This window comes from Shewanella algae, assembly GCF_009183365.2.
Lineage (GTDB): Bacteria > Pseudomonadota > Gammaproteobacteria > Enterobacterales > Shewanellaceae > Shewanella > Shewanella algae.
In genome coordinates this window covers 2,668,572-2,693,602 of record NZ_CP068230.1, presented here as the reverse complement: position 1 = coordinate 2,693,602, position 25,031 = coordinate 2,668,572, and the positions used below count along the sequence as shown (strand labels likewise).

Annotated in this window: 23 protein-coding genes; 7 read left to right on the top strand and 16 right to left on the bottom strand. The window is 51.0% G+C overall.

The window, feature by feature from the left end; translation table 11 throughout:
• Positions 1–51: 51 nt before the first annotated feature.
• Complete coding sequence (gene rnd, locus E1N14_RS12025; RefSeq protein WP_144131233.1) at positions 52–1,161, top strand: ribonuclease D; 1,110 nt, start codon at positions 52–54, stop codon at positions 1,159–1,161.
• Positions 1,162–1,323: 162 nt separating this feature from the next.
• On the opposite strand, the gene minE is transcribed toward rnd, so the two are convergent.
• The 3 genes from minE to minC are packed head-to-tail and all read right to left on the bottom strand — an operon-like array spanning position 1,324 to position 3,089.
• Complete coding sequence (minE, locus tag E1N14_RS12020) at positions 1,324–1,584, bottom strand: cell division topological specificity factor MinE (protein WP_028781478.1); 261 nt, start codon at positions 1,582–1,584, stop codon at positions 1,324–1,326.
• A gap of 3 nt (positions 1,585–1,587) precedes the next feature.
• A complete protein-coding gene (gene minD, locus E1N14_RS12015; protein WP_025011627.1) occupies positions 1,588–2,397 on the bottom strand; it encodes a septum site-determining protein MinD in 810 nt (269 codons plus the stop codon).
• A gap of 26 nt (positions 2,398–2,423) precedes the next feature.
• Positions 2,424–3,089 (bottom strand): septum site-determining protein MinC, encoded by a 666-nt coding sequence (gene minC, locus E1N14_RS12010; protein ID WP_028781479.1) that lies wholly within the window; start codon positions 3,087–3,089, stop codon positions 2,424–2,426.
• A gap of 122 nt (positions 3,090–3,211) precedes the next feature.
• Between minC and E1N14_RS12005 the strand changes: the two genes are divergently transcribed.
• The 3 genes from E1N14_RS12005 to E1N14_RS11995 are packed head-to-tail and all read left to right on the top strand — an operon-like array spanning position 3,212 to position 4,980.
• Positions 3,212–3,499, top strand: coding sequence for a YcgL domain-containing protein (locus tag E1N14_RS12005; protein ID WP_025011626.1), 288 nt, complete (start codon positions 3,212–3,214; stop codon positions 3,497–3,499).
• Positions 3,500–3,514: 15 nt separating this feature from the next.
• Positions 3,515–4,492 (top strand): lytic murein transglycosylase, encoded by a 978-nt coding sequence (locus E1N14_RS12000; RefSeq protein ID WP_025011625.1) that lies wholly within the window; start codon positions 3,515–3,517, stop codon positions 4,490–4,492.
• A gap of 47 nt (positions 4,493–4,539) precedes the next feature.
• Entirely contained in the window at positions 4,540–4,980 is a 441-nt protein-coding gene (locus E1N14_RS11995; RefSeq protein ID WP_062793787.1) for a YcgN family cysteine cluster protein, read from the top strand.
• A gap of 88 nt (positions 4,981–5,068) precedes the next feature.
• On the opposite strand, the gene dsbB is transcribed toward E1N14_RS11995, so the two are convergent.
• Positions 5,069–5,581 (bottom strand): disulfide bond formation protein DsbB, encoded by a 513-nt coding sequence (dsbB, locus tag E1N14_RS11990; protein ID WP_025011624.1) that lies wholly within the window; start codon positions 5,579–5,581, stop codon positions 5,069–5,071.
• 139 nt (positions 5,582–5,720) lie between these two features.
• Entirely contained in the window at positions 5,721–7,310 is a 1,590-nt protein-coding gene (nhaB, locus tag E1N14_RS11985) for a sodium/proton antiporter NhaB (protein ID WP_025011623.1), read from the bottom strand.
• Between the two features lie 321 nt (positions 7,311–7,631).
• On the opposite strand from nhaB, the gene fadR reads away from it, so the two are divergent.
• Positions 7,632–8,351, top strand: a complete 720-nt coding sequence (gene fadR, locus E1N14_RS11980; protein ID WP_025011622.1) for a fatty acid metabolism transcriptional regulator FadR — start codon at positions 7,632–7,634, stop codon at positions 8,349–8,351.
• Positions 8,352–8,437: 86 nt separating this feature from the next.
• Here fadR and E1N14_RS11975 read toward each other — a convergent pair whose 3' ends face one another.
• The 4 genes from E1N14_RS11975 to sodB form a co-directional block, all read right to left on the bottom strand.
• On the bottom strand, positions 8,438–9,958 hold the full coding sequence (locus E1N14_RS11975) for a SpoVR family protein (RefSeq protein ID WP_062793786.1): 1,521 nt from the start codon (positions 9,956–9,958) through the stop codon (positions 8,438–8,440).
• Between the two features lie 12 nt (positions 9,959–9,970).
• Entirely contained in the window at positions 9,971–11,236 is a 1,266-nt protein-coding gene (locus tag E1N14_RS11970) for a YeaH/YhbH family protein (protein ID WP_025011621.1), read from the bottom strand.
• 51 nt (positions 11,237–11,287) lie between these two features.
• Positions 11,288–13,222, bottom strand: a complete 1,935-nt coding sequence (locus tag E1N14_RS11965) for a PrkA family serine protein kinase (RefSeq protein ID WP_025011620.1) — start codon at positions 13,220–13,222, stop codon at positions 11,288–11,290.
• Positions 13,223–13,487: 265 nt separating this feature from the next.
• On the bottom strand, positions 13,488–14,072 hold the full coding sequence (gene sodB, locus E1N14_RS11960) for a superoxide dismutase [Fe] (RefSeq protein WP_025011619.1): 585 nt from the start codon (positions 14,070–14,072) through the stop codon (positions 13,488–13,490).
• Between the two features lie 221 nt (positions 14,073–14,293).
• On the opposite strand from sodB, the gene E1N14_RS11955 reads away from it, so the two are divergent.
• Positions 14,294–14,629 (top strand): Grx4 family monothiol glutaredoxin, encoded by a 336-nt coding sequence (locus E1N14_RS11955; RefSeq protein WP_025011618.1) that lies wholly within the window; start codon positions 14,294–14,296, stop codon positions 14,627–14,629.
• 704 nt (positions 14,630–15,333) lie between these two features.
• Complete coding sequence (locus E1N14_RS11950; RefSeq protein WP_062793785.1) at positions 15,334–17,904, top strand: TonB-dependent receptor plug domain-containing protein; 2,571 nt, start codon at positions 15,334–15,336, stop codon at positions 17,902–17,904.
• Positions 17,905–17,960: 56 nt separating this feature from the next.
• Here E1N14_RS11950 and gloA read toward each other — a convergent pair whose 3' ends face one another.
• The 7 genes from gloA to rsxB all read right to left on the bottom strand — a co-directional run bounded on the left by gloA (position 17,961) and on the right by rsxB (position 25,028).
• The gene (gene gloA, locus E1N14_RS11945; RefSeq protein WP_025011617.1) at positions 17,961–18,371 is read right to left on the bottom strand and encodes a lactoylglutathione lyase; all 411 of its coding nucleotides are present in this window, start codon (positions 18,369–18,371) and stop codon (positions 17,961–17,963) included.
• A 364-nt stretch (positions 18,372–18,735) separates the two neighbouring features.
• Positions 18,736–19,377 carry an endonuclease III gene (gene nth / locus E1N14_RS11940; RefSeq protein WP_025011616.1) on the bottom strand — a complete coding sequence of 214 codons (642 nt, stop codon included), beginning with the start codon at positions 19,375–19,377 and terminating at the stop codon, positions 18,736–18,738.
• Positions 19,378–19,386: 9 nt separating this feature from the next.
• Positions 19,387–20,082 (bottom strand): electron transport complex subunit E, encoded by a 696-nt coding sequence (locus E1N14_RS11935; protein ID WP_025011615.1) that lies wholly within the window; start codon positions 20,080–20,082, stop codon positions 19,387–19,389.
• Positions 20,079–20,714 carry an electron transport complex subunit RsxG gene (rsxG, locus tag E1N14_RS11930; protein WP_025011614.1) on the bottom strand — a complete coding sequence of 212 codons (636 nt, stop codon included), beginning with the start codon at positions 20,712–20,714 and terminating at the stop codon, positions 20,079–20,081. Before rsxG ends, E1N14_RS11935 begins: the two co-directional genes overlap by 4 nt.
• A gap of 18 nt (positions 20,715–20,732) precedes the next feature.
• A complete protein-coding gene (gene rsxD / locus E1N14_RS11925) occupies positions 20,733–21,785 on the bottom strand; it encodes an electron transport complex subunit RsxD (protein WP_025011613.1) in 1,053 nt (350 codons plus the stop codon).
• 1 nt (position 21,786) lies between these two features.
• Positions 21,787–24,465 carry an electron transport complex subunit RsxC gene (rsxC, locus tag E1N14_RS11920; protein WP_208155337.1) on the bottom strand — a complete coding sequence of 893 codons (2,679 nt, stop codon included), beginning with the start codon at positions 24,463–24,465 and terminating at the stop codon, positions 21,787–21,789.
• Complete coding sequence (rsxB, locus tag E1N14_RS11915; RefSeq protein WP_025010231.1) at positions 24,459–25,028, bottom strand: electron transport complex subunit RsxB; 570 nt, start codon at positions 25,026–25,028, stop codon at positions 24,459–24,461. The genes rsxC and rsxB overlap by 7 nt, the downstream gene beginning before the upstream one ends.
• Positions 25,029–25,031 lie beyond the last annotated feature (3 nt).

Genomic DNA, 25,031 nt, shown 5'->3' with positions numbered 1-25,031 from the left:
CGGCTCTTGTGTTTCCGGGACCTGGAAACTCGCGCAGGATGGGAGTTGAATTTGCAAGATTACCTGTATGTAAAAGATGACGCCACTCTGGCGCAGCTGGTGGAGCAGTATCGCGAGGCTAAATTGCTGGTACTGGATACCGAATTTGTACGCACCCGCACTTACTATGCTTGTTTAGGGCTCATTCAGGCCTATGACGGCAAGACCCTGGCTCTGATAGATCCCTTGGCCATCTCGGATCTGTCGGGCTTTTGGGCCTTGCTGACCGATGAGAAGATCACCAAGTTGTTGCATTCCTGCAGTGAAGACTTGGAAGTGTTTGCTCGCCAAGGCCAGTGTCAGCCCAAGCCTTTGTTTGACAGTCAACTGGCGGCAGCCATTGCCGGCATGGGCCATGGCTTGGGTTATGCCAAGCTGGTGCATGAGTGCCTGGGAGTGGAGCTCGACAAGGGCGAGTCCCGCACCGACTGGTTGAAACGACCGTTATCAGAGGCGCAGCTCAGTTATGCCGCCAATGACGTTTACTATTTATACCAACTCTATCCTCAGCTGCAGCAGAAACTGGAGCAGCAGGGCAGGCTCGAGTGGGCATTGGAAGAAAGCCAGCGCATGACAGAAGGGCGTCTGGACGCGCCGGATGAAGACACAGCCTATCTTAGGGTCAAGAACGCCTTTCAGTTGAGTACACCACAATTGGCTGTGCTCAAGGTGCTGGCGGCCTGGCGTTTGCGTAAAGCGTTGGCAAAGGACATGGCGCTGGGTTTTGTCATGAAAGATCATGCCCTTATCGGCTTGGCTAAGCGTCAGCCAAGAGGGATCAATGATGTGCTTTCCATGAAAGAGCTGACGGATCATGAAAAGCGTCTTTACGCCAAAGATGTGCTCAAGGTTATGGCAAAGGCGGATATGAGCAATCTGCCGGAGCCCTTGGATGTGTTGGCTCTCAAGCCGGGATATAAGAGCGCCTTCAAGAGTATTAAGCAGTGCTTGACCGAGATTGCTGAATCCGAAAGTGTGCCTATGGAGTTGCTTGGATCCAAGCGTCATATTCACGAATATCTTGAGTGGGTATGGGACGGCAAACAGGGACCCACGCCCTTGGTGTTGCTGGGCTGGCGTGGCCAACTGGTGGCTGACAAATTGGCCAAGCTGGCACTCTGAACCTGGTTGATAAAAGTAAAAAGGCGCCCAAGGGCGCCTTTTTGTGACTGCAGCAGTACTTTACATAGATGCTTTATTTTACATAGATGCTTTATTCATACTTTGGCTTCAATTCAAATGTATGCTCTTGATACCCTTTGCTTCTTACCGAAAAAGCTTGCCTCAAGGGCGGTCCGGCAGAGTTACATTGAGCTCGAGTACCGACAGGTTGTCATCGTTTTGATCCAGCTGCACAGATACCTGCTCTTCGGAGATGTGCACATACTTGCGGATCACTTCAATTATCTCCTGCTTCATCTGCGGAAAGTAATCCGGTGCCCCGCGCTCGCCGCGTTGATGGGCAACGATGATCTGCAAACGTTCCTTGGCGGTTGCCGCGGTGCTGCTTTTCTTGCTGCTTCTGAAATAATCGAGTAATGACATAATTTAGCTACCAAATATTCGTTTAAGGAATCCCTTCTTCTCTTCCGCGACGAAGCGCAGCGGAAGCTCTTCACCCAGCAGACGAGCCACAGTGTCCTCGTAGGCCTGTCCGGCATCGCTGTCGTGATCTATGATCACCGGCACCCCTGAGTTGGAAGCCTTGAGCACTGCCTGAGACTCAGGAATAACTCCGAGCAGTTGTATTGCGAGAATTTCCTGCACATCCTCCACACTGAGCATTTCGCCGGTTTTCACTCTGGCAGGGGAGTAGCGAGTCAGCAGCAGATATTCCTTGATGGGCTCAAGCCCTTGCTCGGCACGACGGCTACGGCTTTGCAGCATGCCAAGGATCCTGTCTGAGTCTCTGACCGAGCTGACCTCAGGGTTGGTTGTCACTATGGCGATATCGGCAAAATAGAGTGCCATCATGGCGCCGGTTTCAATACCTGCCGGAGAGTCACAGATGATGTAGTCAAAGTCTTTGCTCAAATCATCAAGTACCTTGCCGACACCTTCTTTGGTCAGGGCATCTTTGTCCCTGGTTTGGGAAGCCGGTAAAACGAACAGTTTATCGCAGCGTTTATCTTTGATCAGCGTTTGGTTCAGATTGGACTCGCCGTTGATGACATTGACAAAGTCGTAAACAACCCGACGCTCACAGCCCATGACCAAATCCAGATTACGCAGGCCGATATCAAAATCGATAACAACAGTCTTGTGTCCTTTAAGCGCCAAGCCGGTAGCGATAGCCGCGCTCGATGTGGTTTTGCCCACACCGCCTTTACCTGAGGTGACAACAATAATTTGTGCCATGTTCTATTTTATCCTTTCCATCTGCCTTATCCGGGCAGCGATTCAACGATTAATGACTCACCGCTGAGCCTGATACAACCACTCTTGGCGGTACAGTGTTGCTGCAGGTTTTCAGTCAACCAGTACTGTCCCGCAATCGAAACCAGTTCAGCTTCCATGGACTGGGCCAGGATCACGGCATGTTTATCGCCGCTGGCTCCCGCCATTGCCTTACCACGCAGTGCCCCGTATACATGAATGCTACCATCTGCAATGACTTCTGCGCCATTCCCTACTGCACCAAAAACGATTAAATCACCGTCTTTGGCATAGATTTGTTGCCCGGAGCGCACGTTTTGTTTGACTATCTTGGTGACTCTCGGGGGCGGCGGTGGCAATTCCGACTGTTTCCCGGCTTTGATGCTGGCCAATCCCTGCGCCTTGGCGGCTTCATTGAGTGCCTTATCGGCGGCAGTCACACCAACTATCACCAGTTGTCTTTCGGTCAGTCCCTGGCGCAACCCTTTGAGATCTATGTCTGTGCCGTTGACCTGACTTAAGTTGAGCACCAGTGGAGCATTGAGGAAAAACTGGGGAGCCTGGGCGAGCTTGCCATCGAGCTCTTTGAAAAGGGCGTCCAGATCTGGGGTATTGATATGAAGTACAGAGAGCGTAAAAGAAGAGCCCTTTAGCTCTAGACTAGGTTTTGGCATCCCGGCGTCATTCTCCAGAAAATGAGCAGTCAGATTGCGTGACAGCGTTATATTCCAAGGCGTCCATGTTATAGTGTGCCCCGATGAGTGGCAAGTTTGAACCCATGGAAATTGATACAATTATGATCTGTGCTGTCTATAAGAGCCTGAAAAAAGCCGACACCTATTTATTCGTCAACAAGAAAGGCCAGTTTGATGATGTACCTGCTCCCTTGATGCAGGTATTTGGGCCGCCACAACTGGTAATGCTGTTGCCGCTGCAAAAAAGGCAGCAACTGGGTATCGCCGATATCAACAAGGTCAAAGCAGAACTGGCGGAAAAGGGCTATTATTTGCAATTGCCGCCACCGCAGGTGGATATGCTGAAGGAGCTGAGACGCAGCAAGGGCCTGGATGATCATTCTGCTTAAGGAATAACGCGTTTTATGGATAGACTTTCCCTGGTGTTTATTTCGCTGCTGGGCGCGTCGCTGACCAATGTCTGTGCAGCGACCGAAGGCAGTTTTGAGCTGTATCTTGATAAATTAAAACAGGACGCAGCAACGCAAGGGATAGATCAACTCGTATTGGATAAGGCCTTCAGCCAGATAAAACTGTTTAAAAAGGCCTCCAATGATGACAAGACAGCCCCCGAACTGCCAAAGGATCTGGAGCACTATATCCCCAAGGCGATCAGTGAGGAAATGGTGGTAAAGGGTCGGGTACTGGCAGAAGAATATCGACCGCTGCTGGTCAAACTTGGTAAACAATATCGGGTGCAGCCCAGGTTTATTCTGGCCCTTTGGGGGCTCGAGTCGGATTTTGGCAATCAGCAGGGCGGTTATCCTGTGCTTTCCGTGACGGCATCACTGGCCTATGAGGGACAAGAGGTTTACCGCGATGAGTTTTTTGCGGCGCTGAAAATACTCGCGTCGCAATCGCTCGACTTTAACGAGCTCAAGGGCTCGAGTACCGGTGCCATGGGGCCTTTAGGATTGATGCCAAGTGCCTATCTGCAATACGGCAGCGACGGCGACGGTGATGGCAAGATCGATATCTGGAACAGCTTTGCCGATGGCTTGGCATCTGTGGCCAACTACCTGCAGCAAACGGGCTGGGATGACACCCAAACCTGGGGACGCCAGGTCAAAGCGCCCGAGTCCATAGAGAACAGCCAACTCGGAGTGGATTATCAGGCGAGTTTCAGCCATTGGCAGCAGTTGGGCGTTCGTCGTTACGATGGCGGCGATCTGCCTGGCCGGACCGATATGCAAGTTTCATTGATCATGCCAGATGGTGTCACCGGAAGGCACTATCTGGTATACCAGAACTACCGCGCCTTGCGAAGCTGGCAAAATTCAGACTATTTCGCTTTGGCGGCGGCTTATCTTTCCGAGCGGATCAAGTATCCACCCCGGAAATAGTGTAAAATAGCCATCACGCAAGCTTTCAAGAACGAACCAACAAATTTATGTCCTTCTGGTTAACCAAGACCCTGGCCGAAATGACTCCGGATGAGTGGGAGTCTCTCTGTGATGGCTGTGGGAAATGCTGTCTCAATAAGCTCATCGATGATGAAACCGATGAGCTTTACTATACCAATGCGGCCTGCAAATTGTTGTCTGATAAAGACTGCAGCTGCATTCACTATGAAAAACGCTTTGAATTTGTGCCTCTGTGCACCGCGGTGACGGCGACGAATATCGGTGAGCTGGACTGGCTGCCGGATAGTTGTGCTTATCGGCGTCGGTATCTGGGGCGGCCATTGCCTTCCTGGCACCCACTTTTGACCGGCTCCAAGGATGCGATGCACGAAGTAGGGATGTCGGTGAAGGGCAAGACGCTTTGCGAGAGTAAAGTGCGCGATCTTGAAGATCATATTGTACTCTGGCCACTGAAGGACTTGGATTGATGTCATCCAGGCATCAAGAGTAAAAAGCCAAACACGATTGTTTGGCTTTTTTATGCTCATAGGAAACCCGCTTGCTTGAATTGAATACCTAGTTACGGCCCTTGCTCAGAATAGGTACAACATAGAGCATCAGTGCTACCAGATATGTGGCAAAAGCAACAATCATCCACTGCGACATAGTGATGCCGATAAAGCTCCAGGGAATATCGGTGCACATGCCTGTTGGCATAAATATCGAAGGCAGCCATTCATGCAGTGGCATCCAGGAGGGGAAGTCCGGCAGGAATGAACAGGTGGAAAAAGGCGATGGGTTTTGCTGCATATCGTTGAGTTCAATGGCCAATCTCAGTCCCCAACTGGCGCTTACCCCCCACAGCAAGGCCGCCACAAGTCGCACTGGACGTACACTCGGCGCAAGAAAGCCTATGATGCCGGCCAGCAGCAATCCCAATACGGCCAAACGCTGGTAAATACACATGACGCAAGGCTCGAGGTGCATCACATGTTGAAAGTACAACGCAGCCAGCTCCAGAGACAGGGCGCTGAGCGCCAGAATTCCCCAGGCCATGCGGGAGTGGGCGAAACGTATCATTGCTGTCAAAACTATTCTCCATTGATTACCCATCAGTCCAAGGCGAGGTGGGGTAACTCCTCAGATGGATATGACACCCATAAAAAAACGCCCTAGAGGGGCGTTTTTTGGACTCTACTGAAACCAAAAGGTTCAGTCAATACATAGACTAATGGCCTACGGCCGCACCTTTACCCAGCACTTCCTGGGCACTGTGGTGCAGGATCATGCCTGAGTCGTAGAAGTATTGGGTCATCTGCTCCAGGAAACCTGTCTCAATTGCCAGTACACCAACAATGGACAACACGATAGTGTAAGGCAGTGCCATCCATACCATGCGGCCATAAGAGAGACGAATGAGGGGAGCCAGAGCGGAAGTCAGCAGGAACAGGAAGGCCGCCTGACCGTTAGGGGTAGCCACTGATGGCAGGTTGGTTCCTGTGTTGATGGCAACGGCAAGCAGGTCAAACTGATCGCGGGTGATCTGGCCATCAATCAGCGCGGCTTTCACCTCGTTGATATAAACGGTACCCACAAACACGTTATCACTGACCATGGACAACAAGCCGTTGGCAACATAGAAGATAACCAGCTGCATATTGCCTTCAAAGCCGAGAGCCCATTGAATAACAGGAGCAAACAGGCCTTGGTCAATAATCACACCCACCACGGCGAAGAATACTGCCAGCAGAGCGGTAAAGGGCAGGGCTTCTTCGAAGGCTTTACCCAGAGCGTGCTCATCGGTAATACCGTTGAAGGCTGTGGTCAGGATGATAACTGAAAGACCGATAAGACCAACCGATGCCAGGTGGAAGGCCAGACCGACAATCAGCCATACACCGACCAGAGCCTGGATAACCAGCTTCATCTTATCTTTGCTGGTTCTGTGGGCATCTTCATGGGCGGCAAATTCCACCAGAATTTTGTGTACAGCGTCTGGCAGTTGGGCGCCATAACCACAGATACGGAATTTTTCCACCAAGACACAGGTGAGGATACCGGCAAAGAATACGGGTACAGTCACAGGTGACATCCGCAAGGCGAATTCAGAGAACTGCCAGTTAGCCTGGGCGGCGATGATCAGGTTTTGCGGCTCACCGACCATGGTGCACACACCACCGAGGGCGGTACCGACACCGGCGTGCATCAACAGGTTACGCAGGAAGCCCCGGAAGTCTTCCAACTCCTGGGCGTTAAGCTGGTCATTCCCGTCAGAGGTATGGTCATGATCGGCGCTGAAATCTTTACCGGATGCGACCTTATGATAGATGGAGTAGAAACCGACTGCTACAGCGATGATAACCGCAATAACAGTCAAGGCATCGAGGAACGCAGACAGGAAGGCTGAGGCAACACAGAACATCAGGGATACGATCATTTTGGAACGCACCTTGGTGATCATTTTGGTAAATACATAAAGCAGCAACTGCTTCATAAAGTAGATACCGGCCACCATGAATACCAATAGCAGCAGTACTTCGAGGTTGGCTTCAATCTCGTGCAGTACCTGGCTGGGACTGGTCATACCGATAAACACGGCCTCAATCGCCAATAAACCACCGGGTTGCAGAGGATAGCATTTAAGCGCCATGGCCAGAGTGAAGATAAACTGCACGACCAAAAACCAGCCCGCAACAAAGGGGTTGATACTGAAGAGTATCGGGTTGATGATAAGAAAAATCAGTATCGCAAGCTTGTACCACTTGGGCGAGTTGCCCAAGAAGTTACTCATAAAAGCCTGAATCGGTGTAGCAGGCATGTCTTCCTCTCTAATCTGTTATAAGTGAATCTGTTATTAAGTGTGGTAGTTACGTCTTTGGTTGACGAACGGTAAAATTTGCGTAGTTCAGTCTAGCCTAAAGATAAACTCAATGTAATGATTAGGGTATACAGGGATTTCAAAAAGCGGATCTCTAACGCAAAATTCAGTGACAACTGATTTGAACCTGGTCACTTTTATAGCAGTTATTGAGAGCTTGGCAGGGTGGGATTTTTCATCAGTGATCTGGTGGTTTTCATTTTTCGTCGCTCTGGTATGATCTGTGGCCAGAATAATGCTAACAATCGGAAAACCGGGCTGATGATAATCAATGCCAAAGGACCTGCAAGTTTTGCAGAGAAATATATAGTGCGTTCAATCTGGGAAAATAAATTTCCCCCCGGCTCCATACTTCCTGCGGAGCGGGAATTATCAGAGCTGATAGGTGTGACCCGTACAACACTCAGGGAAGTGCTGCAGCGTTTGGCCCGTGACGGTTGGTTGACGATTCAACATGGCAAACCCACCCGGGTGAATAATTTCTGGGAAACCTCTGGCCTGAATATTTTGGAGACCATTGCCGATCTGAATCCCGAAGGTTTCCCGGTATTGGTTGACCAATTGCTGTCGGCCAGAACCAATGTCAGTGCCATCTACTTCCGTGGCGCACTACGGCATAATCCTGAGACGGCGGTGGAAGTGCTGTCAAAAATCCACGAGCTGGAAGATGAGGCCGAGGCCTATGCCGAATTTGATTACCAGTTGCATCACACCTTGGCGTTTTCATCAGGTAACCCGCTGTACGTGCTGATCCTCAATGGTTTCAAGGGGCTGTATGCCAGAGTTGGGCGCTACTACTTCAGCAGTCAGGAAGCAAGAGCCTTGGCACTGGCCTTCTATCAAAAGCTTGAAATCTTGGCTAAAGATAAAAACTATACCCAGGTGCCTGCTTTGATGCGCGCTTACGGTATCGACAGTGGCATTATGTGGCAGAAACTGCGCGATGCCATGCCGCTGGAGATGGCCCAGGACAATCAATAGTTGCCGATGAGCCGTTGGCACATAATAAAAAAGACCGCTATTAGCGGTCTTTTTTATTATCTAGGGCTTTCTATGACCAAAGCTGCCTAGATCAATTCGCTTCTGTCCGGACACGAGGCCAGTACTCTTATCTCGCCATCATCTTCTTTCTGCTCCAGAGTGACATCAAAGCCCCAAAGACGGTGCAGGTGTTTGAGTACTTCCCGGCAACTGTCTGCCAGAGGGATGCCCTTGCTGGGGATGTACCTCAGTGTCAGCGAGCGATCGCCATTGACCATGACATTATGAACCTGAATATTGGGTTCATTATTGGACAGGTTATATTGTGAAGACAAAATTTGCCTGATCTCCCGGTATCCCTGTTCATCATGAATGGCAGATACCGACAGATAGTTTTTGCTTTCATCATCGAGCACACCAAACAGCTTGAACTTGCGGATGATGGTGGGGGAAAGATACTGGCTGATGAAGCTTTCATCCTTGAAGTTTTCCATGGCGAAATGCAGCGTTTTCAACCAATCGCTGCCGGCGATATCCGGGAACCAATATCTATCCTCGTCTGTTGGCTGTTCGCAGATACGGCGAATGTCGCAGAACATATTGAACCCCAGGGCATAGGGGTTAATGCCGTTGTAATAAGGGCTGTTGTAGGGGGGCTGAGCCACCACATTGGTGTGACTCTGTAAAAACTCCAACATGAATCTGTCGGTAACCAGACCTTCGTCATAGAGGTGGTTGAGCAGGGTATAATGCCAGAAGGTGGCCCAGCCCTCGTTCATCACCTGGGTCTGGCGTTGCGGGTAAAAATACTGCCCCATCTTGCGTACGATACGCACCAACTCCCGTTGCCAGGGCTCCAGCAGCGGAGCGTGCTTCTCGATAAAGTAGAGAATGTTTTCCTGTGGCTCTGACGGGAAGTGTTTTCGTTGTTTGGCTTCCTCCTTGGTCTGCTGTGAGGGGATGGTGCGCCAGAGATCGTTGACCTGGGTTTGCAGATAGGCCTCGCGCTCTTTCTGGCGAGCCTGCTCTTCACGAAACGAGATTTCTGTTGGGCGCTTGTAGCGGTCGACGCCATAATTCATCAGGGCGTGGCAGGAGTCCAACAGGTTTTCCACCTCATCTATGCCATATTTACGCTCGCATTCACTGATGTATTGCTTGGCAAAGACCAGGTAATCAATGATGGAGCCGGCATCTGTCCAGGTGCGGAACAGGTAGTTGTTTTTGAAGAAACTGTTGTGGCCAAAGCAGGCGTGAGCTATCACCAAGGCTTGCATGGTGAGGGTGTTTTCCTCCATCAGATAGGCGATACAGGGGTTGGAGTTGATGACTATCTCATAGGCCAGCCCCATCTGGCCGCGCTTGTAACCCTGCTCGGTTTCGATAAAACGCTTACCGAAGGACCAGTGAGTATACCCTATGGGCATGCCTATGCTGGCGTAGGCGTCCATCATCTGCTCGGCGGTGATCACCTCTATCTGATTGGGATAGGTCCCCAGACGATAATGCTCCGCGACCCGGGCGATTTCCTTTTCATAGGTTTCCAGCAGTTCAAAAGTCCATTCAGGCCCGTCGCTCAGTGGCTGGCGTGTTTTCTTTTTGCTCATAATCGCTTCCCCCTAAACCGCCTGCTTCTTGAACAACTCTCTGAATACGGGATAGATATCCTCTGCCTGACGAATATGTTGTACCGCCATATTGTCGAATTGTTTTTGCAGGGTTTCATATTCACGCCAGAGCGTCTGATGCGCCCTGTTGGTGATTTCTATGTAACTGAAATAGCGCACTACGGGTAGCAGTTGTGTTTCGAGGATCTGATAACAGGTGGGCGAATCATCGGCCCAGTTGTCACCATCGGATGCCTGGGCGGCATAGATATTCCATTCATTGGCCGGATAACGCTCCTGTTGAATTTCGTGCATCAGTTTCAGTGCACTGGAGACTATGGTGCCGCCCGTTTCCTGGGAGTAGAAGAACTCGTGTTCATCCACTTCTTTTGCCTGGGTATGATGACGGATATAAACGACCTCAAGATTCTTGTAAGTGCGGGTCAGAAACAGGTACAGCAATATATAAAAGCGTTTGGCCATATCCTTGGTGGCCTGATCCATGGAGCCGGAGACATCCATAAGACAGAACATCACCGCCTGACTGGTGGGCACTTCCCGCTTGGCAAAGTTGTTGTAGCGCAGATCGAAAGTGTCGATAAAGGGCACCTTGGCGATGCGCTGTTTAAGCTCTTCAATCTCCTCTTTGAGCTGCAATATCCGCTCGGCACTGGCACCCGGAGTGTTTTCCAACTCTGCCAGTTCGTTTTCCAGTTCATGCAGTCGCTGTTTCTTGTCTGCGGACATGGCGGTGCGCCGCGCCAGAGAGGATCTCAAAGAGCGGACGATATTGATATTTGAGGGCACACCATCATTGGTATAACCGGCTCGGTAAGTTTGATATTCCACCAGTTTGTTCAGGCGGTTTTTCTGCAGGTTGGGCAACTCAAGATCTTCAAACAAGAGCTCGAGGTACTCATCTTTGGAGATTTGAAATACAAAGTCATCCTGACCCTCGCCTGAGTCCGAGGCATCGCCCTTGCCGCTGCCACCACCACCGCCCTGAGGCCTGTCTATCTTGTCGCCGCGGGTAAACTGGTCGTTGCCCGGATGCACTCGCTCACGGACGCCGCCGCGACCTTGATGGAATACGGGTTCGCTGATGTCCTTGGTGGGGATACTGATTTTTTCTCCCTTGTCGACATCTGTGACGCTACGGTGAGTGACGGCATCACTGACCGCTTTTTTAATTTGTTGTTTATAGCGGTTAATAAACCGCTGACGGTTAACCGTGCTCTTTCCTTTGGCATTCAACCGCCTGTCGATAAAGTTCGCCATACGCACCTCCCAAAGCAAATACCGGGGCCCGAGAGCCCCGAAAGGGCACAGCTATGAGGACTTACGTACCCGTAAGTACCACTCGGACAACAGGCGTACCTGTTTCTTGGTGTAGCCTTTCTCCATCATACGATTGACAAAATCATCATGTTTGCGCTGATCGTCTGTGGAGGTCTTGGCGTTGAAAGAAATGACCGGCAGGAGATCTTCGGTATTTGAGAACATCTTCTTCTCTATCACGGTTCTGAGTTTCTCATAGCTGGTCCATTGCGGGTTGTTGCCATCATTATTGGCCCTGGCCCTGAGCACAAAGTTGACTATCTCATTGCGGAAGTCTTTGGGATTACTTATTCCGGCCGGCTTTTCAATTTTCTCCAATTCGGCGTTGAGTGCGGCCCGGTCAAACAGTTGGCCGGTTTCCGGGTCTCTGTATTCCTGATCCTGGATCCAGAAGTCGGCATAGGTGACATAGCGGTCGAAGATGTTCTGACCATATTCCGAATAAGATTCCAGGTAAGCGGTCTGGATCTCCTTACCGATAAACTCAACATATTTAGGGATCAGATAGCCCTTCAGAAACTCCATATACCTTTCTGCGGTATCGGAAGGGAACTGCTCTTGCTCTATCTGCCGCTCCAGCACATAGAAGAGATGCACTGGGTTGGCGGCAATTTCAGAGTGGTCGAAGTTAAAGACTTTGGAGAGGATCTTGAACGCGAAGCGGGTCGACAGTCCATGCATCCCCTCATCGACCCCGGCATAGTCACGATATTCCTGGTAAGACTTGGCCTTGGGATCGGTATCCTTGAGGCTTTCACCGTCATAGACCCGCATCTTGGAGTAGACAGAGGAGTTCTCCGGGGTTTTGATCCTTGAGAGCACGCTGAATTGAGCCAAGGTCTCCAGTGTGCCTGGGGCACAGGGCGCCTTGGTCAGTTCTGAATTGGCGATAAGCTTGCGGTAAATCTGGATCTCTTCCGACACGCGCAGACAGTAAGGCACCTTAACGATATAAACACGGTCGAGGAAGGCTTCATTGTTTTTATTATTTTTAAAGCTGCTCCATTCAGACTCGTTGGAGTGAGCCAGAATAATGCCGTTAAAGGGCAGGGCCGATAAGCCTTCGGTACCGTTATAGTTACCTTCCTGAGTGGCGGTCAGCAGTGGGTGCAGCACCTTGATCGGCGCCTTGAACATCTCCACAAACTCCATTAAACCCTGGTTGGCACGGCACAGTGCTCCTGAATAGGAGTAGGCATCGGCATCATTCTGGGCAAAGTGCTCCAGTTGGCGAATGTCGACTTTGCCCACAAGAGAAGAGATATCCTGGTTGTTGTCATCACCGGGTTCAGTCTTGGCGATGGCAATTTGATCCAGCACCGAAGGGAATACCTTAACGACCCGGAAGCGGGAGATATCGCCTCCAAAGTCATGCAAGCGCTTGACCGCCCAGGGCGACATTATGCTGCGCAGGTAACGGGTCGGGATCTGGTATTCTTCCTGCAGCAACTTGCCATCTTCCTCGGCATCAAACAGGCAGAAAGGGTGGTCGTTGACCGGACTTCTGACTCCATCGGCGCTAAGAATATAGATGGGGACTTGCTGCATCAATGCCTTGAGCTTCTCTGCCAGCGAAGATTTACCGCCACCGACAGGTCCCAGCAGATAGAGGATCTGCTTGGATTCTTCCAGCCCTTGGGCCGAGTGTTTAAGGTAAGAGACTATCTGCTCTATGGCATCTTCCATACCGTAGAAGTCTTTAAACGCAGGATAGCGAGAGATTAAGCGGTTGGAAAATATCCGGCTCAGAACCTGATTCTTGGAAGTGTCGACCACTTCCGGCTCGCCGATGGCGATAAGCAGTCTTTCTGCAGCCGAAGCGTAGGCGCTGCGATCTTGCTTACAGATATCAAGAAACTCCTGTAATGTGTATTCTTCATCGAGTTTCTTCTCATAGCGCTGTTGGTAGTGCTCAAATATGCCCATTTTAAACCCCCTGAAACGCCAAATATGTCTGGGAAGGGAACTGTCTTTAGCAGTTGCCTACCATTAATCTTAGACACTAATTCATGCTTCATGTCAAAAAACATAAATAAAAACAAAGGCAAATAGTTGCAAAAGCAATTGTTGCACTTGTGAATTGCTGCCGGAGGGTGAGCTTGTTGATGTGCGGTCGGCTTGCGGGAGAGTGCTTATGGGCAATAAAAAAGGAGCCATAAGGCTCCTTTTCAGGCACTCAGTTTGAGTATTATTAACCGGCGAAGTTTTGGTTAACAAAGTCCCAGTTCAGCAACTGCCAGAAGTGCGCCATGTAGTCAGGGCGAACGTTACGGTAGTCGATGTAGTAAGCGTGCTCCCAAACGTCAACGGTCAGCAGTGGGGTCACTGAAGCATCAGTCAGCGGAGTGGCCGCGTTGCTGGTGTTAACGATAGCGACAGTGCCATCAGCCTTTTTAACCAGCCAGGTCCAGCCGCTACCAAAGTTGTTGACAGCAGACTCAGTGAACTGAGTCTTGAAGGCTTCAAAAGAACCAAAAGCAGCATTGATAGCTTCGGCTACAGCACCGGTGGCTTCGCCGCCACCGTTAGGCGCCAGACAATTCCAGTAAAAAGTGTGGTTCCAAACCTGAGCGGCGTTGTTGAAAATACCGCCGCTGGAGGTTTTTACAATCTCTTCCAGGGTCTTGCCGGCAAATTCAGTGCCTTCGATCAGACCGTTCAGCTTAACCACGTAAGTGTTGTGGTGCTTACCGTAGTGGTATTCGATGGTTTCCTGAGAAATGTGGGGTTCCAGTGCGTTCTTGGCATATGGTAATGCAGGTAATTCGAAAGCCATTAGTATCTCTCCATGGACTTGGTTTATCATTTTCAGACTTGCTCACTGCCACCTATTGTACCGATAAAATTTGTGAAGTGAATCATTGTTTGAGTGATTGAGCAGATTGACATCATTGAAAAATCAAATGACTAAATAACCTTACAAATAGTGTGATTTTGTTCTGCGTTTCTCTCGCGTACAATAGTGAATCAAATATAGTATCGTACTCAGGAACGTAAATGGAAACTGTTGAAAAAATTAAGCAGCAAATCGCTGAAAACCCCATCATCCTTTACATGAAAGGTTCGCCCAAATTACCCAGCTGTGGTTTTTCCTCTCAGGTGGCTCAGATCATGATCAATATCGGCGAGCAGTTCGCGTTTGTTGATATTTTGCAGCATCCTGATATCCGTGCTGAACTGCCCAAGTATGCCAATTGGCCAACGTTCCCTCAGTTGTGGGTTGAAGGTGAGCTGGTCGGTGGTTGCGATATCCTGACCGAGATGTACCAAAAAGGTGAGTTACAGACCTTGATCAAGGACACTGCTGCCAAGTACAAGCAGGATGAAGCCTAAGGTCTATTTCAGCACCTTTAAGCATTTAAAAGAGGAGGCCGGATATATTCCGGCCTTTTTTCTGCCCGTTTTTGCGCGCCTATCTTCGATGGGTGTCATCATCTTAAATTACCTTTCATTTTAACAATCTACTCTGATTTTTGTTTTATTGACCACTTATCTGCCGATTGAATCCTGTTGTTTGCAGCATAAAAGACTACCAAAGCAGTTTGGGGTAACCTCAAAATAAAACAATGTTGCAACAAATGTATTATCTGTATCGTTTTATTACTTACCAAATGTGACTGGTCAGGCTTGCTGTATATGCAATTAAGGCGTTTACGATGATTCAAGGCAGGGAATTGTATTGAGAAAAATTTCGACTTTTTACTGTGATGTATCAGTGTGGAAACAACTAAAAGTGTGACGGATGTCGCACTTTTTGAGATGGGCAATGTTAATTAATATGTTGAGAATTAACAAAAAATCAAAGTTTATTTTTTAACAACTCCCGGTAATTGGCTGCATATCTATTCGCTATAGGATAGGCGGGTTCTATTTGTCATTAAACAAAACAAAAAATAAACATAAATTAAACATTAGCGGATTTGTCAGATTAAAATCCTGTTATTGACGATGTTGAAACGAGGCGACAGTATCTTGGCAACGCCGTGTTAATAAGCGCGGTGAAAATAAAAACAAACCAGGAAGTAAGGGAGTTTAAAATGACAAGAACCAATAAGCTGACTGGCGCAGTCAGACTGGCTCTGTTTGCTGCGGTTTCAACGGGAGCTGCATCTGTGTCTCAGGTGGCTTACGCCGCAGAAGACGGTGCCAAGGTAGAACGTATCGAAGTAACAGGTTCACGTATCCAGCGTCAGGATATGGAAACCGCTTCTCCAGTGACAGTGATCAGTGCCGATGCCATTCGTGCAGAAGGCTTCACTTCTGTTGACCAACTGCTGCAGGCTCAGACCTCTATGGCCGGTGCGGCTGTAGGTTCAACCACCAACAATGGTGCCGATGGCGTGGCTCAGGTCGATCTGCGCGGTATGGGTGCTGAACGTACTCTGGTACTGCTCAATGGCCGCCGTATGGTGAACTCAGGCTCAGGCGCAGATAGTGCAGTGGACTTGAACTCAATCCCAGTAGCGATGATTGCCCGGGTAGAGATTCTTAAGGATGGTGCCTCGGCGGTATACGGCTCAGATGCTATTGCCGGTGTGGTCAACATCATCACCAAGAAAGATTTTGAAGGCTTCCAGCTGGATTTCAACGGCAGCGGAACCGATAAGGGCGACGGTGAAAACGGCGAACTGAGCCTGCTGTACGGTTTCAACACAGACAACGGCGGTAACTATACCTTTGGTGCAGCTTACTCTGACCGTCGTGGTGTTATTCAGGGCGACCGTGACTGGACCGAACCAGGCGCCAGTTCCTTCATTCCAACCGGCTCTCTGGCTGGTATGGTCAAAGATGCCAACGGCAACTGGGTTAAGCGCAGCACAGGTTACGACTATACCCAAGACAGCTGGTTCCAGACGCCTAGTAAACGCTATAGTCTGTTTGCCAACATGATCCAGGAGCTGGGCAATGAATTGGTACTGACAGGTGATATTCTGTACACCAAGCGTAAGTCAGATCAGCAAATGGCCGCTCAGCCAGCTGATATTATGCTGGGTGTTTGTGGTCAAACAGATGATCCGGTCAAGTGCATCACGTTGGATCAGTCCATGCTGGACGCCGGCATTAAGGCCGATAAAACCGGCCGTGTTAACTATCGTCGCCGTACCAATGATGTAGGCCCTCGTATCTACAACCAGGACATCGATACTCTGCGCGCCTCTATTGGCCTGCAGGGCACACTCGATGTCAACACAGGTATGACTTGGGATCTTTCCTACACTTATGGCAAAAACAAGGCCGATACCTGGGTTGAAAACTCCATCAATGCCAAAAAGATGGAAGAGTCCGTCTATAACAATCTGGATGCCTGGCTCAGTGGTGCCCCGCTGACTCAAGAGATCATCAATGACATCGGCTTCACCGAGCGCAATGATGGTGGTAATGAACAACACGTGGTTGCCGGCGTATTGAGTGGTGAGCTGTTTGATCTGAGTGCCGGTCCTGTCAGCTTCGCTATCGGTGCCGAATACCGTTACGACAGCGGTTATTACAACCCTGATCCTGTGATTGTTGCCGGTGAAGGTACTGCCGCCCAGCAAGACCCAACTGATGGTAATTACGACGTTATCTCTATCTATCAGGAAGTCAGTGTACCTTTCACTGAAAAACTGACCGGTGAATTTGCCCTGCGTTTCGATGACTACTCAACTTTCGGCAAGGCAACGACCTGGAAGATAGGTCTGACCTATGAAGCCACAGATGATTTGATGCTGCGCGCCGTGGCGGCTACCGGTTTCCGGGCGCCAAACGTCAGCGAGCTCTACGGTGGTAACACAGGGTCTTATGACTATCTGGATGATCCATGGGGTAATGAACAAGATCCACAGATCCTGGTTAACTACACCTCAGATACGGGTCTGAAACCGGAAGAGTCTGAGTCTTACACTGCCGGTCTGGTTTACTCGCCACGCTTTATCGATGGTATGTCTCTGACACTGGACTACTGGCGCTTCCGGGTGAGCAATGCCATTACCCGTCTGGATGCTCAAGCAGGCTTGAATGCTTGTTTTAAAGAGCAACAACAAACTGGTGGTCAAAGTGGTGATGCATGTAAACAGTTCGGTATAGAAGCTAATGGAGACTTGTCTAAACTGACCAACCCTCTGACCAACGTGGGTAGCCAGAATACCAGTGGTATCGATTTCAACCTGGCCTACAGCTTTGAAGGTCTGGGGCTGGATTGGAAGATCAACAACGACCTGACCTATCTGCTGGAGTTTGAGCAGGATGGCGTTGCCTATGACGGTACTATCGATGGTAACTTTGGCGCTTATGCAGAAGTTCGTAACAACTTCAGTATTCAGGCAAGTCGTGGCGATTGGAGTTTGATGTATTACAACCGTTATATAGGTAAGATGGATGATATCTATACTGATTACGATCAGAATGATAAACCGTTCACTGCAGTTGCAAAGGCTGATGCTGTAATGTACCACAACATTGTCGGTACTTATCACTTCACGGATGGCTTCACAGCTTCACTGGGTGTTAAGAACTTAACTGATGAAGAACCTTCATTTGTGTCCAATGGTAGTGATGCGGGTACGGTACCTGAAGTCTATGACACTATCGGTCGTCAAATCTACGGTGGTGTGACTTACAAGTTCTAAGCCATATCATGGAATGAAAAAAAGCGCCTTCGGGCGCTTTTTTAATGTCTGATGGTTTAACCCAGGCCGTGCTCAGCCGAGCTCATTTGAATGAGCTCTATTTTGTAACCGTCAGGATCTTCAACAAAAGCAATTTCAGTGGTTCCGCCGGCAACAGGGCCTGGGGCGCGGATAACCTTGCCACCGGCGGCGCTGATTGCTTCACAGCGGGCGTAGATATCTTCTTCGCCTATGGCAATATGTCCAAAGGCATTACCCATATCATATTGCTCTGTTCCCCAGTTGTAGGTGAGCTCTATGACTGCCTGGCCGGTTGATTCTTCGCCGTAGCCGACGAAGGCGAGGGTATATTTATATTCAGGGTTTTCCGATTGACGCAGTAGCTTCATTCCCATGATTTCTGTGTAGAAGTGGATGCTGCGTTCAAGGTTACCGACCCTGAGCATGGTATGGAGAACTTGTGACATTGCTACCTCTTTTGGTTCTATAACGGAAACCCAGTTGAGCTTCCGTAGCGTGGATGATCAAGCGAGATCCGGGGAGGTGAGAATCACTCCCAAATAGAGTGGTTCCGGCCGCCGTTAACTTGATAGCCAGTTCACAAATCCATGAAATAAACATGGTATTTGTGTCTGCTTCATTAATAATGGTGTCAACCCTATCTTAGCTGGATGCAGGAGACAAGCATGACTACAGAATTGAAAATGGCTATTGGATCTACCTTGGTAATTGCAATCGTTTTCGCCGCTATGATTGTACAGATTTTTTGATTGGCGCTGAGCAAGAATATGTAAGCCAATGCCGCCTTAGGGCGGCATTGTCGTTTCTGGATTAATCTTCCGGATAGATTTTTTCTTTGAATTCACACAGATCTTCAATCAGACAACTGCCGCAGCGAGGCTTTCTGGCGATGCAGGTATAGCGCCCGTGAAGAATAAGCCAGTGGTGGACGTCAACCTTGAACTCGGCCGGTACCACTTTGAGCAGTTTATCTTCCACTTCCTGCACATTTTTCCCCGGCGCAAAGCGGGTGCGGTTGCTGACGCGGAATATATGGGTGTCCACGGCTATGGTTGGCCAACCAAAGGCGGTGTTGAGCACCACATTGGCGGTTTTGCGACCAACCCCGGGCAGTGACTCCAGAGCCTCGCGGTTTTCGGGGACTTCGCCGTTGTACTTCTCTACAAGGATCTTGGACAGTGCCACCACATTGATGGCCTTATTGTTATAAAGCCCTATGGTCTTGATATATTCCTTCAGCCCTTCAACCCCGAGATCGGCAATCGCCTGTGGGGTATTGGCCACCGGAAACAGCTTGTCAGTGGCCTTGTTGACGCTGACATCGGTTGCCTGTGCCGATAGCGTTACTGCAACCAGTAGTTCGAAAGGGCTGGAATAATTCAGCTCTGTCTGGGGATGAGGATTGTTGTCCCGCAGGCGTTCGAGTATCGCCCGTCTCTTGTCTTTGTTCACTCAATGACCTCAGTTGACTTTGGTGATCCTGGCGCGTTCCACTGGGGCAGTTTGCACTCTGGGTTGGCGCTCAGCGAGTTTCTTGTCGATCACGTTTTTCAGCGCAATCAGCAAACCCATTCCCAAAAAGGCGCCGGGCGGTAACATCGCCAGCAGGAAGGGAGTGTCTACTTGCCAGACTTCAATGCGCAGGCTCGCAGCCCAAGGTCCCAGCAGCTGCTCTGCACCGTCAAATAGGGTACCTTGCCCCAGTATTTCCCTGCCTCCGCCGAGCACCATCAATACCAAGGTAAAGCCAATACCCATCATTAAGCCATCAAAGGCGGCGCTCATTGGTGAGTTGCGTGAGGCAAAGGCTTCGGCGCGGCCTATGATGACACAGTTGGTCACTATGAGTGGCAGGAAAATACCGAGAGAAACGTATAGGCCATAGGCGTATGCGTTAACCAGCAACTGCACTGCGGTTACCAGTGCGGCAATAATCATTACGAATACGGGAATGCGGATCTCTTTGGGCACAAAATTGCGCACCAGGGATACTGTGGTGTTGGAACCTATCAACACCAGCGCAGTTGCGAGCCCAAGCCCCAAGGCGTTGGTAAAGGTGGAGGTCACTGCCAGCAGGGGACAGAGTCCCAACATCTGCACCAGTCCGGGGTTATTTTTCCACAAGCCTTGCCAGGCGATATCGCGATATAAACTCATTGGCTTGCCTCACATGTCTGTGATTGGGAAAAAATGGTCTTCTTATTGGCTTCAAAGAAGGCCAGGGTGTTTCTCATCGACTTGACGTAGGCCCTGGGGGTAATGGTCGCCCCGGTAAACTGGTCGATTTCACCGCCGTCTTTTTTCACATACCAGGCCTTGTCATCACTGCCTTGAAGCTTTCTGCCGATAAAGCCGTCCACCCAATCAGATTTCTTGCGCTCAATCTTGTCACCCAGCCCAGGGGTTTCCTGATGCGACAGAGTGCGAACACCAAGCACAGTGCCATCTGTCTTGATACCTATGATCAAGCGTATTTCACCATTGTAGCCATCCGGCGCTATGGTTTCGATGGCAATAGCGACCGGCTCGGCATCTTGGGTGGCGATATAAGCCGGCATGGGCTGAGTTGTGCCCAGGGCGTCTTTATCCTGCAATAGAATGCAGCTTTCCTCGAGCGGATTGTCGTGCAGTTCATTGGGAATGATCTGCTCCAGGGTGCGCCTGAGTTCCAACTTTTGCTGCGCCAGGATCGCATCTCGGGTACTGTCATTGACAACCGCCACCACCGCGGTGCATATCAGGGCAAACAGGCCCAAAAGCAGACCATTTTTCAACATGGATTTTTGCACTGTCTATCTCTCTTGCTATCAATGTCCGGCGCGATGGCCATAGGCTCGGGGTTTGACATAGTAGTCGATCAAAGGGGCGCACAGGTTGGCCAGCAACACCGCAAAAGCAAAGGCGTCAGGGTAACCCCCAAAGCTTCTGATAAGGTACACCACCAGGCCGATAAGGGCGCCGAAGATAAATCGGCCCCTGTTACTGGCCGGCGCGGTTACAGGATCAGTGGCAATAAAGAAAGCCGCCAGCATGGTGGCGCCACTAAACAGGTGAATAAGCGGGCTGACATGGGTATCTGGCCCAAGCGCATAGGCAAAGCCGCTGCAGATAAACAGCGAGGCCAGTACACCGACACTGATATGCCAGCGGATAAGCTTCATCTTCAACAGCGCCAGACCACCGCACAGGTAGGCCAGGTTGACCCAAAACCAGCCACTGTTGATAGTGCCGGCAAAAATTGGTTTTTGCAGGCTCTCGGTAGTGGTCATTCCCATAGATAGATCCGTTTTCAGCGTATCGAGTGGTGTCGCCATGGTGACGCCATCGATACCGAGCTGGAAGTACTCGGCAACGCTGCCTTGGCTGGCGCCGAAAATCACCTGCAAACTGGTGAGAAAATCCGGAGAGTGCTGGGCAACAGTCGCCGGTGCGACCCAACTGGTCATCTGTACCGGGAAGGCCACCAACAGCAGTACATAGGCGGCCATGGCCGGATTGAACAGGTTGTTTCCCAAACCGCCATACAGCTGTTTGACCATGATGATGGCAAAACTTGTACCTATCACCACCATCCACCAAGGGGCGAGTGGCGGTACGGCAATACCGATAAGAACTGCTGTCAGAGCCGCGCTGTTATCCGACAAAGTCGAAAGTACCTTGCGCTTACGCAACTTGAGGATGACGGCCTCTGAAATCAAAGCAACCGTCACAGCCAGCAGTACCTGAATAAGGCTGCCCCAACCAAAAAATACACACTGCACTACCAGGCCGGGCAGGGCGCAGAGCAGCACCCTTTGCATCACAGTGCTGGTTTGCAGCGGCCGGCTGACATGGGGGGAGGAGGCTATTTTAAACGCCATATCAATCTTTCTCCTGTGCGCTGAGCGCCTTCTCTTTGGCCTTTTGTTTGGCTTTGGCTACTGCCCTGGCAATACGCGCCTGTTTACTGTCATCAGACGGGGTACTACCAGCGGACGAGGGCTCGGTAGCGGTTGTCGACTCGATTGTAGGCCGACTTTCAGCCGAAACAGGCGTATTTGCCGCGCCTTTGTCCTGTGGTTGTTCACTTGCCGCCGCGGCTTTCTTGGCCTTGGCTTTGGCAACCGCTGCCGCGACACGAGCCTGCTTGCTATCATCGCTTGTGACTTGTTTTGCTGCTTGGCTTGCGACTTGGTTTACTTCGGCGGCTTGCGCTGATCCTCCGTCGAAATCCGTTGCTGGAGTTGACTCAGATGCAGTCGCGGCTTTCTTGGCCTTGGCTTTGGCAACCGCCGCCGCGATACGAGCCTGCTTGCTATCGTCGCTTGTGGCTTGTTTTGCTGCTTGGCTTGCGACTTGGTTTACTTCGGCACCTTGCGCTGATCCTCCGTCGACATCCGTTGCTGGAGTTGACTCAGACGCCGCCGCGGCTTTCTTGGCCTTGGCTCTGGCAACCGCTGCCGCGATACGAGCCTGCTTGCTATCGTCGCTTGTGGCTTGTTTTGCTGCTTGGCTTGCGACTTGGTTTACTTCGGCACCTTGCGCTGATCCTCCGTCGACATCCGTTGCTGGAGTTGACTCAGACGCCGCCGCGGCTTTCTTGGCCTTGGCTTTGGCAACCGCTGCCGCGATACGAGCCTGCTTGCTATCATCGCTTACGGTTTGGCTTGCTTCGGAGGCTGTCGCTTGAGTGCTGCTGGCCTGTGCATCTTGAGTTTCGCAAGTGCCAGTTTCAGTCTGCCCTGAGGCTGCAGCGGCCTTTTTCGCCTTGGCGCGGGCGATAGCGGCTGCGACCTGAGCTTTCTTGTCCGAGCCAGGTGTTGTGCCTTCAGCTGCATTATCTGTAGTCGCATCAGCAACTTCTTCAGCAGGAACAGTGCCTTGTGCAGCGGCCTTTTTGGCCTTGGCCCTGGCAATCGCTGCCGCGACATCGCTCTTTCTCTTGTCCGCCTTTGGCTGGATAACTGCCGAGTCAGTTTCCACGGCTTTTTCTACCGGGCTTTCGGTGGCCACCACAGAGGCTTCTGCGGCTTTTTTCGCCTTGATCCTGGCCATGGCTTCGGCAACGGCGTCTTTCTCACCACTGCCCATGGCGGCGCGGCGCTTATCGGCTGCGGCCTTGGCTTTGGCTTCCCGGGCCTGTTTCTCGGCCTCCAGCCGTTTGAGCCTGGCATCGAATCTTTGCTTGGCCTGCTCGGCCAGCTGTTTCTCTTCGTGATTACGCTTAATGGCCGCCTTGGCAACTCGGTAATACTCCACCAGAGGAATATCCGATGGACAAACATAGCTGCAGCAGCCACATTCGATGCAGTCTCTGAGGTTGTAGGCGCTGGCCTTGTCATATTCTTCGGCTTTACTGTGCCAGTAGAGTTGCTGGGGCAATAGAGATGCCGGGCACACCTGAGCGCATTCACCGCAGCGAATGCAGGCCTTCTCCTCGGCTGGAGGGCTGATCTCGCTGGCCGATGGCACCAGAATACAGTTACTGCCTTTGAGCAGCGGCACCTTAATAAGGGGTAAGGTGTGGCCCATCATGGGGCCGCCTATGATGACGGTATCCTGACCGCTGGGGGTGAAGCCACTTTGCTCAAGTATATGGGCTATGGGCGTGCCCAGTGGCACCCAGTAATTACCCGGCTTTGGAATATTGCCGCCGGTCACTGTGACGACCCGCTCTATGAGAGGCTTACCCAGGCAAACGGCTTCACGAATGGCGAAGGCGGTGCCTACGTTGTGCACTACTATCCCAAGTTGCGCCGGAATGGCGCCGGAAGGCACTTCCTGCCCGGTAATGATCTGGATCAGCTGCTTTTCGCCGCCGGAAGGGTATTTGGTCGGGATCACAGTGATCCTGATACTTCCCTTGGGGAGGTGGCAGCTATCCAGTGCCTGCTGCATCGCCTGTATGGCTTCGGGCTTGTTATCCTCGATGGCGATAATTACCCGTTTGGGATTTAGCAGTCCGTGAACAATTTCAATGCCATCCAGAATTTCGCTGGCGTGTTCGCGCATCAATCTGTCATCGGCGCTGATATAAGGCTCGCATTCCACGCCGTTGATCAACAGCAGTTCAATCTCACTGGCGGGGTTGAGTTTGATGTGAGCCGGAAACATGGCGCCGCCCAATCCGGCTATCCCGGCCTGGCGAATGCAGCTGAGGATCTGCTCGCGGCTTAATGCTGCGATGTCTTGCTGATCAAAATCTATGGCTTGATCCTGGCCATCGGCTTCCAGCACACAGGTCAATACCGGCAGGGCAGAAGGGTGGTTGCTGGGTCTTTGCTCTATGGCGCGAATGATGCCTGAGGTGGGGGCATGCACCGCCAGATACATGGCGCTCAGTCCACGGGTCAGCGCTTGGCCCTTGAACACTCTGTCGCCGACTTTGACTTCGAGCACGGCGCTGTCACCAACCTGAGGTACGGGCAATAAGAATTCACTGGCAAGCGGTAGACGCCCGATAGAACTGCCATTGGAGAGGTCTTTCATCTGCGGCGGATGAATTCCGCCGGTCAGGCGCCACTGAGTTCCTTTATCCAACTGTTCGAGTAATGTCAGCACGGCTTGTCCTCTTCCACCAACTTCACTGGAATTGCGTTAAGCTGCCAGTCCCAGGTTTTCAGATCCTGTTTCACCGGGATCATATCGATACAATCCACAGGGCAGGGTTCAACACAGAGATCACAGCCGGTGCAGTTGCTGGTCAGGACTGTGTGCATCAGCTTACCCGTTCCTATAATGGCGTCTACCGGACAGGCCTGAATACACTTGGTACAGCCGATACATTCCTCTTCACGAATGTAGGCGACCTTTTTGACCTGGGTTTCAACACTGGCATCGAGAGGCTCGGGATCGACCCCCATAAGATCGGCCAGTTTCTCCATAGTGGCGGTACCGCCCGGTGGGCAGCGATTGATCTTCTCGCCGTTGGCTATGGCCTCGGCATAGGGGCGGCAACCAGGGTAGCCGCATTGACCACACTGGGTTTGTGGCAACAGGGCTTCGACCTGATCCACTATCGGATTGCCCTGAACTTTAAACTTCTCGGCAGCGAAGCCGAGTAAAACGCCGAATACCAGCGCCAGCAGAGACAATAAAATGACTGCAATTAGCATGGAAGACATAAC

Excerpts from the sequence above, each read along its gene's own strand:
- minE (WP_028781478.1), bottom strand. The coding sequence starts at position 1,584 with ATGTCATTACTCGATTATTTCAGAAGCAGCAAGAAAAGCAGCACCGCG.
- minD (WP_025011627.1), bottom strand. The coding sequence starts at position 2,397 with ATGGCACAAATTATTGTTGTCACCTCAGGTAAAGGCGGTGTGGGCAAA.
- minC (WP_028781479.1), bottom strand. The coding sequence starts at position 3,089 with ATGCCAAAACCTAGTCTAGAGCTAAAGGGCTCTTCTTTTACGCTCTCT.
- E1N14_RS12005 (WP_025011626.1), top strand. The coding sequence starts at position 3,212 with ATGATCTGTGCTGTCTATAAGAGCCTGAAAAAAGCCGACACCTATTTA.
- E1N14_RS12000 (WP_025011625.1), top strand. The coding sequence starts at position 3,515 with ATGGATAGACTTTCCCTGGTGTTTATTTCGCTGCTGGGCGCGTCGCTG.
- E1N14_RS11995 (WP_062793787.1), top strand. The coding sequence starts at position 4,540 with ATGTCCTTCTGGTTAACCAAGACCCTGGCCGAAATGACTCCGGATGAG.
- nhaB (WP_025011623.1), bottom strand. The coding sequence starts at position 7,310 with ATGCCTGCTACACCGATTCAGGCTTTTATGAGTAACTTCTTGGGCAAC.
- fadR (WP_025011622.1), top strand. The coding sequence starts at position 7,632 with ATGATAATCAATGCCAAAGGACCTGCAAGTTTTGCAGAGAAATATATA.
- E1N14_RS11975 (WP_062793786.1), bottom strand. The coding sequence starts at position 9,958 with ATGAGCAAAAAGAAAACACGCCAGCCACTGAGCGACGGGCCTGAATGG.
- E1N14_RS11970 (WP_025011621.1), bottom strand. The coding sequence starts at position 11,236 with ATGGCGAACTTTATCGACAGGCGGTTGAATGCCAAAGGAAAGAGCACG.
- E1N14_RS11965 (WP_025011620.1), bottom strand. The coding sequence starts at position 13,222 with ATGGGCATATTTGAGCACTACCAACAGCGCTATGAGAAGAAACTCGAT.
- sodB (WP_025011619.1), bottom strand. The coding sequence starts at position 14,072 with ATGGCTTTCGAATTACCTGCATTACCATATGCCAAGAACGCACTGGAA.
- E1N14_RS11955 (WP_025011618.1), top strand. The coding sequence starts at position 14,294 with ATGGAAACTGTTGAAAAAATTAAGCAGCAAATCGCTGAAAACCCCATC.
- E1N14_RS11950 (WP_062793785.1), top strand. The coding sequence starts at position 15,334 with ATGACAAGAACCAATAAGCTGACTGGCGCAGTCAGACTGGCTCTGTTT.
- gloA (WP_025011617.1), bottom strand. The coding sequence starts at position 18,371 with ATGTCACAAGTTCTCCATACCATGCTCAGGGTCGGTAACCTTGAACGC.
- E1N14_RS11935 (WP_025011615.1), bottom strand. The coding sequence starts at position 20,082 with ATGAGTTTATATCGCGATATCGCCTGGCAAGGCTTGTGGAAAAATAAC.
- rsxD (WP_025011613.1), bottom strand. The coding sequence starts at position 21,785 with ATGGCGTTTAAAATAGCCTCCTCCCCCCATGTCAGCCGGCCGCTGCAA.
- rsxB (WP_025010231.1), bottom strand. The coding sequence starts at position 25,028 with ATGTCTTCCATGCTAATTGCAGTCATTTTATTGTCTCTGCTGGCGCTG.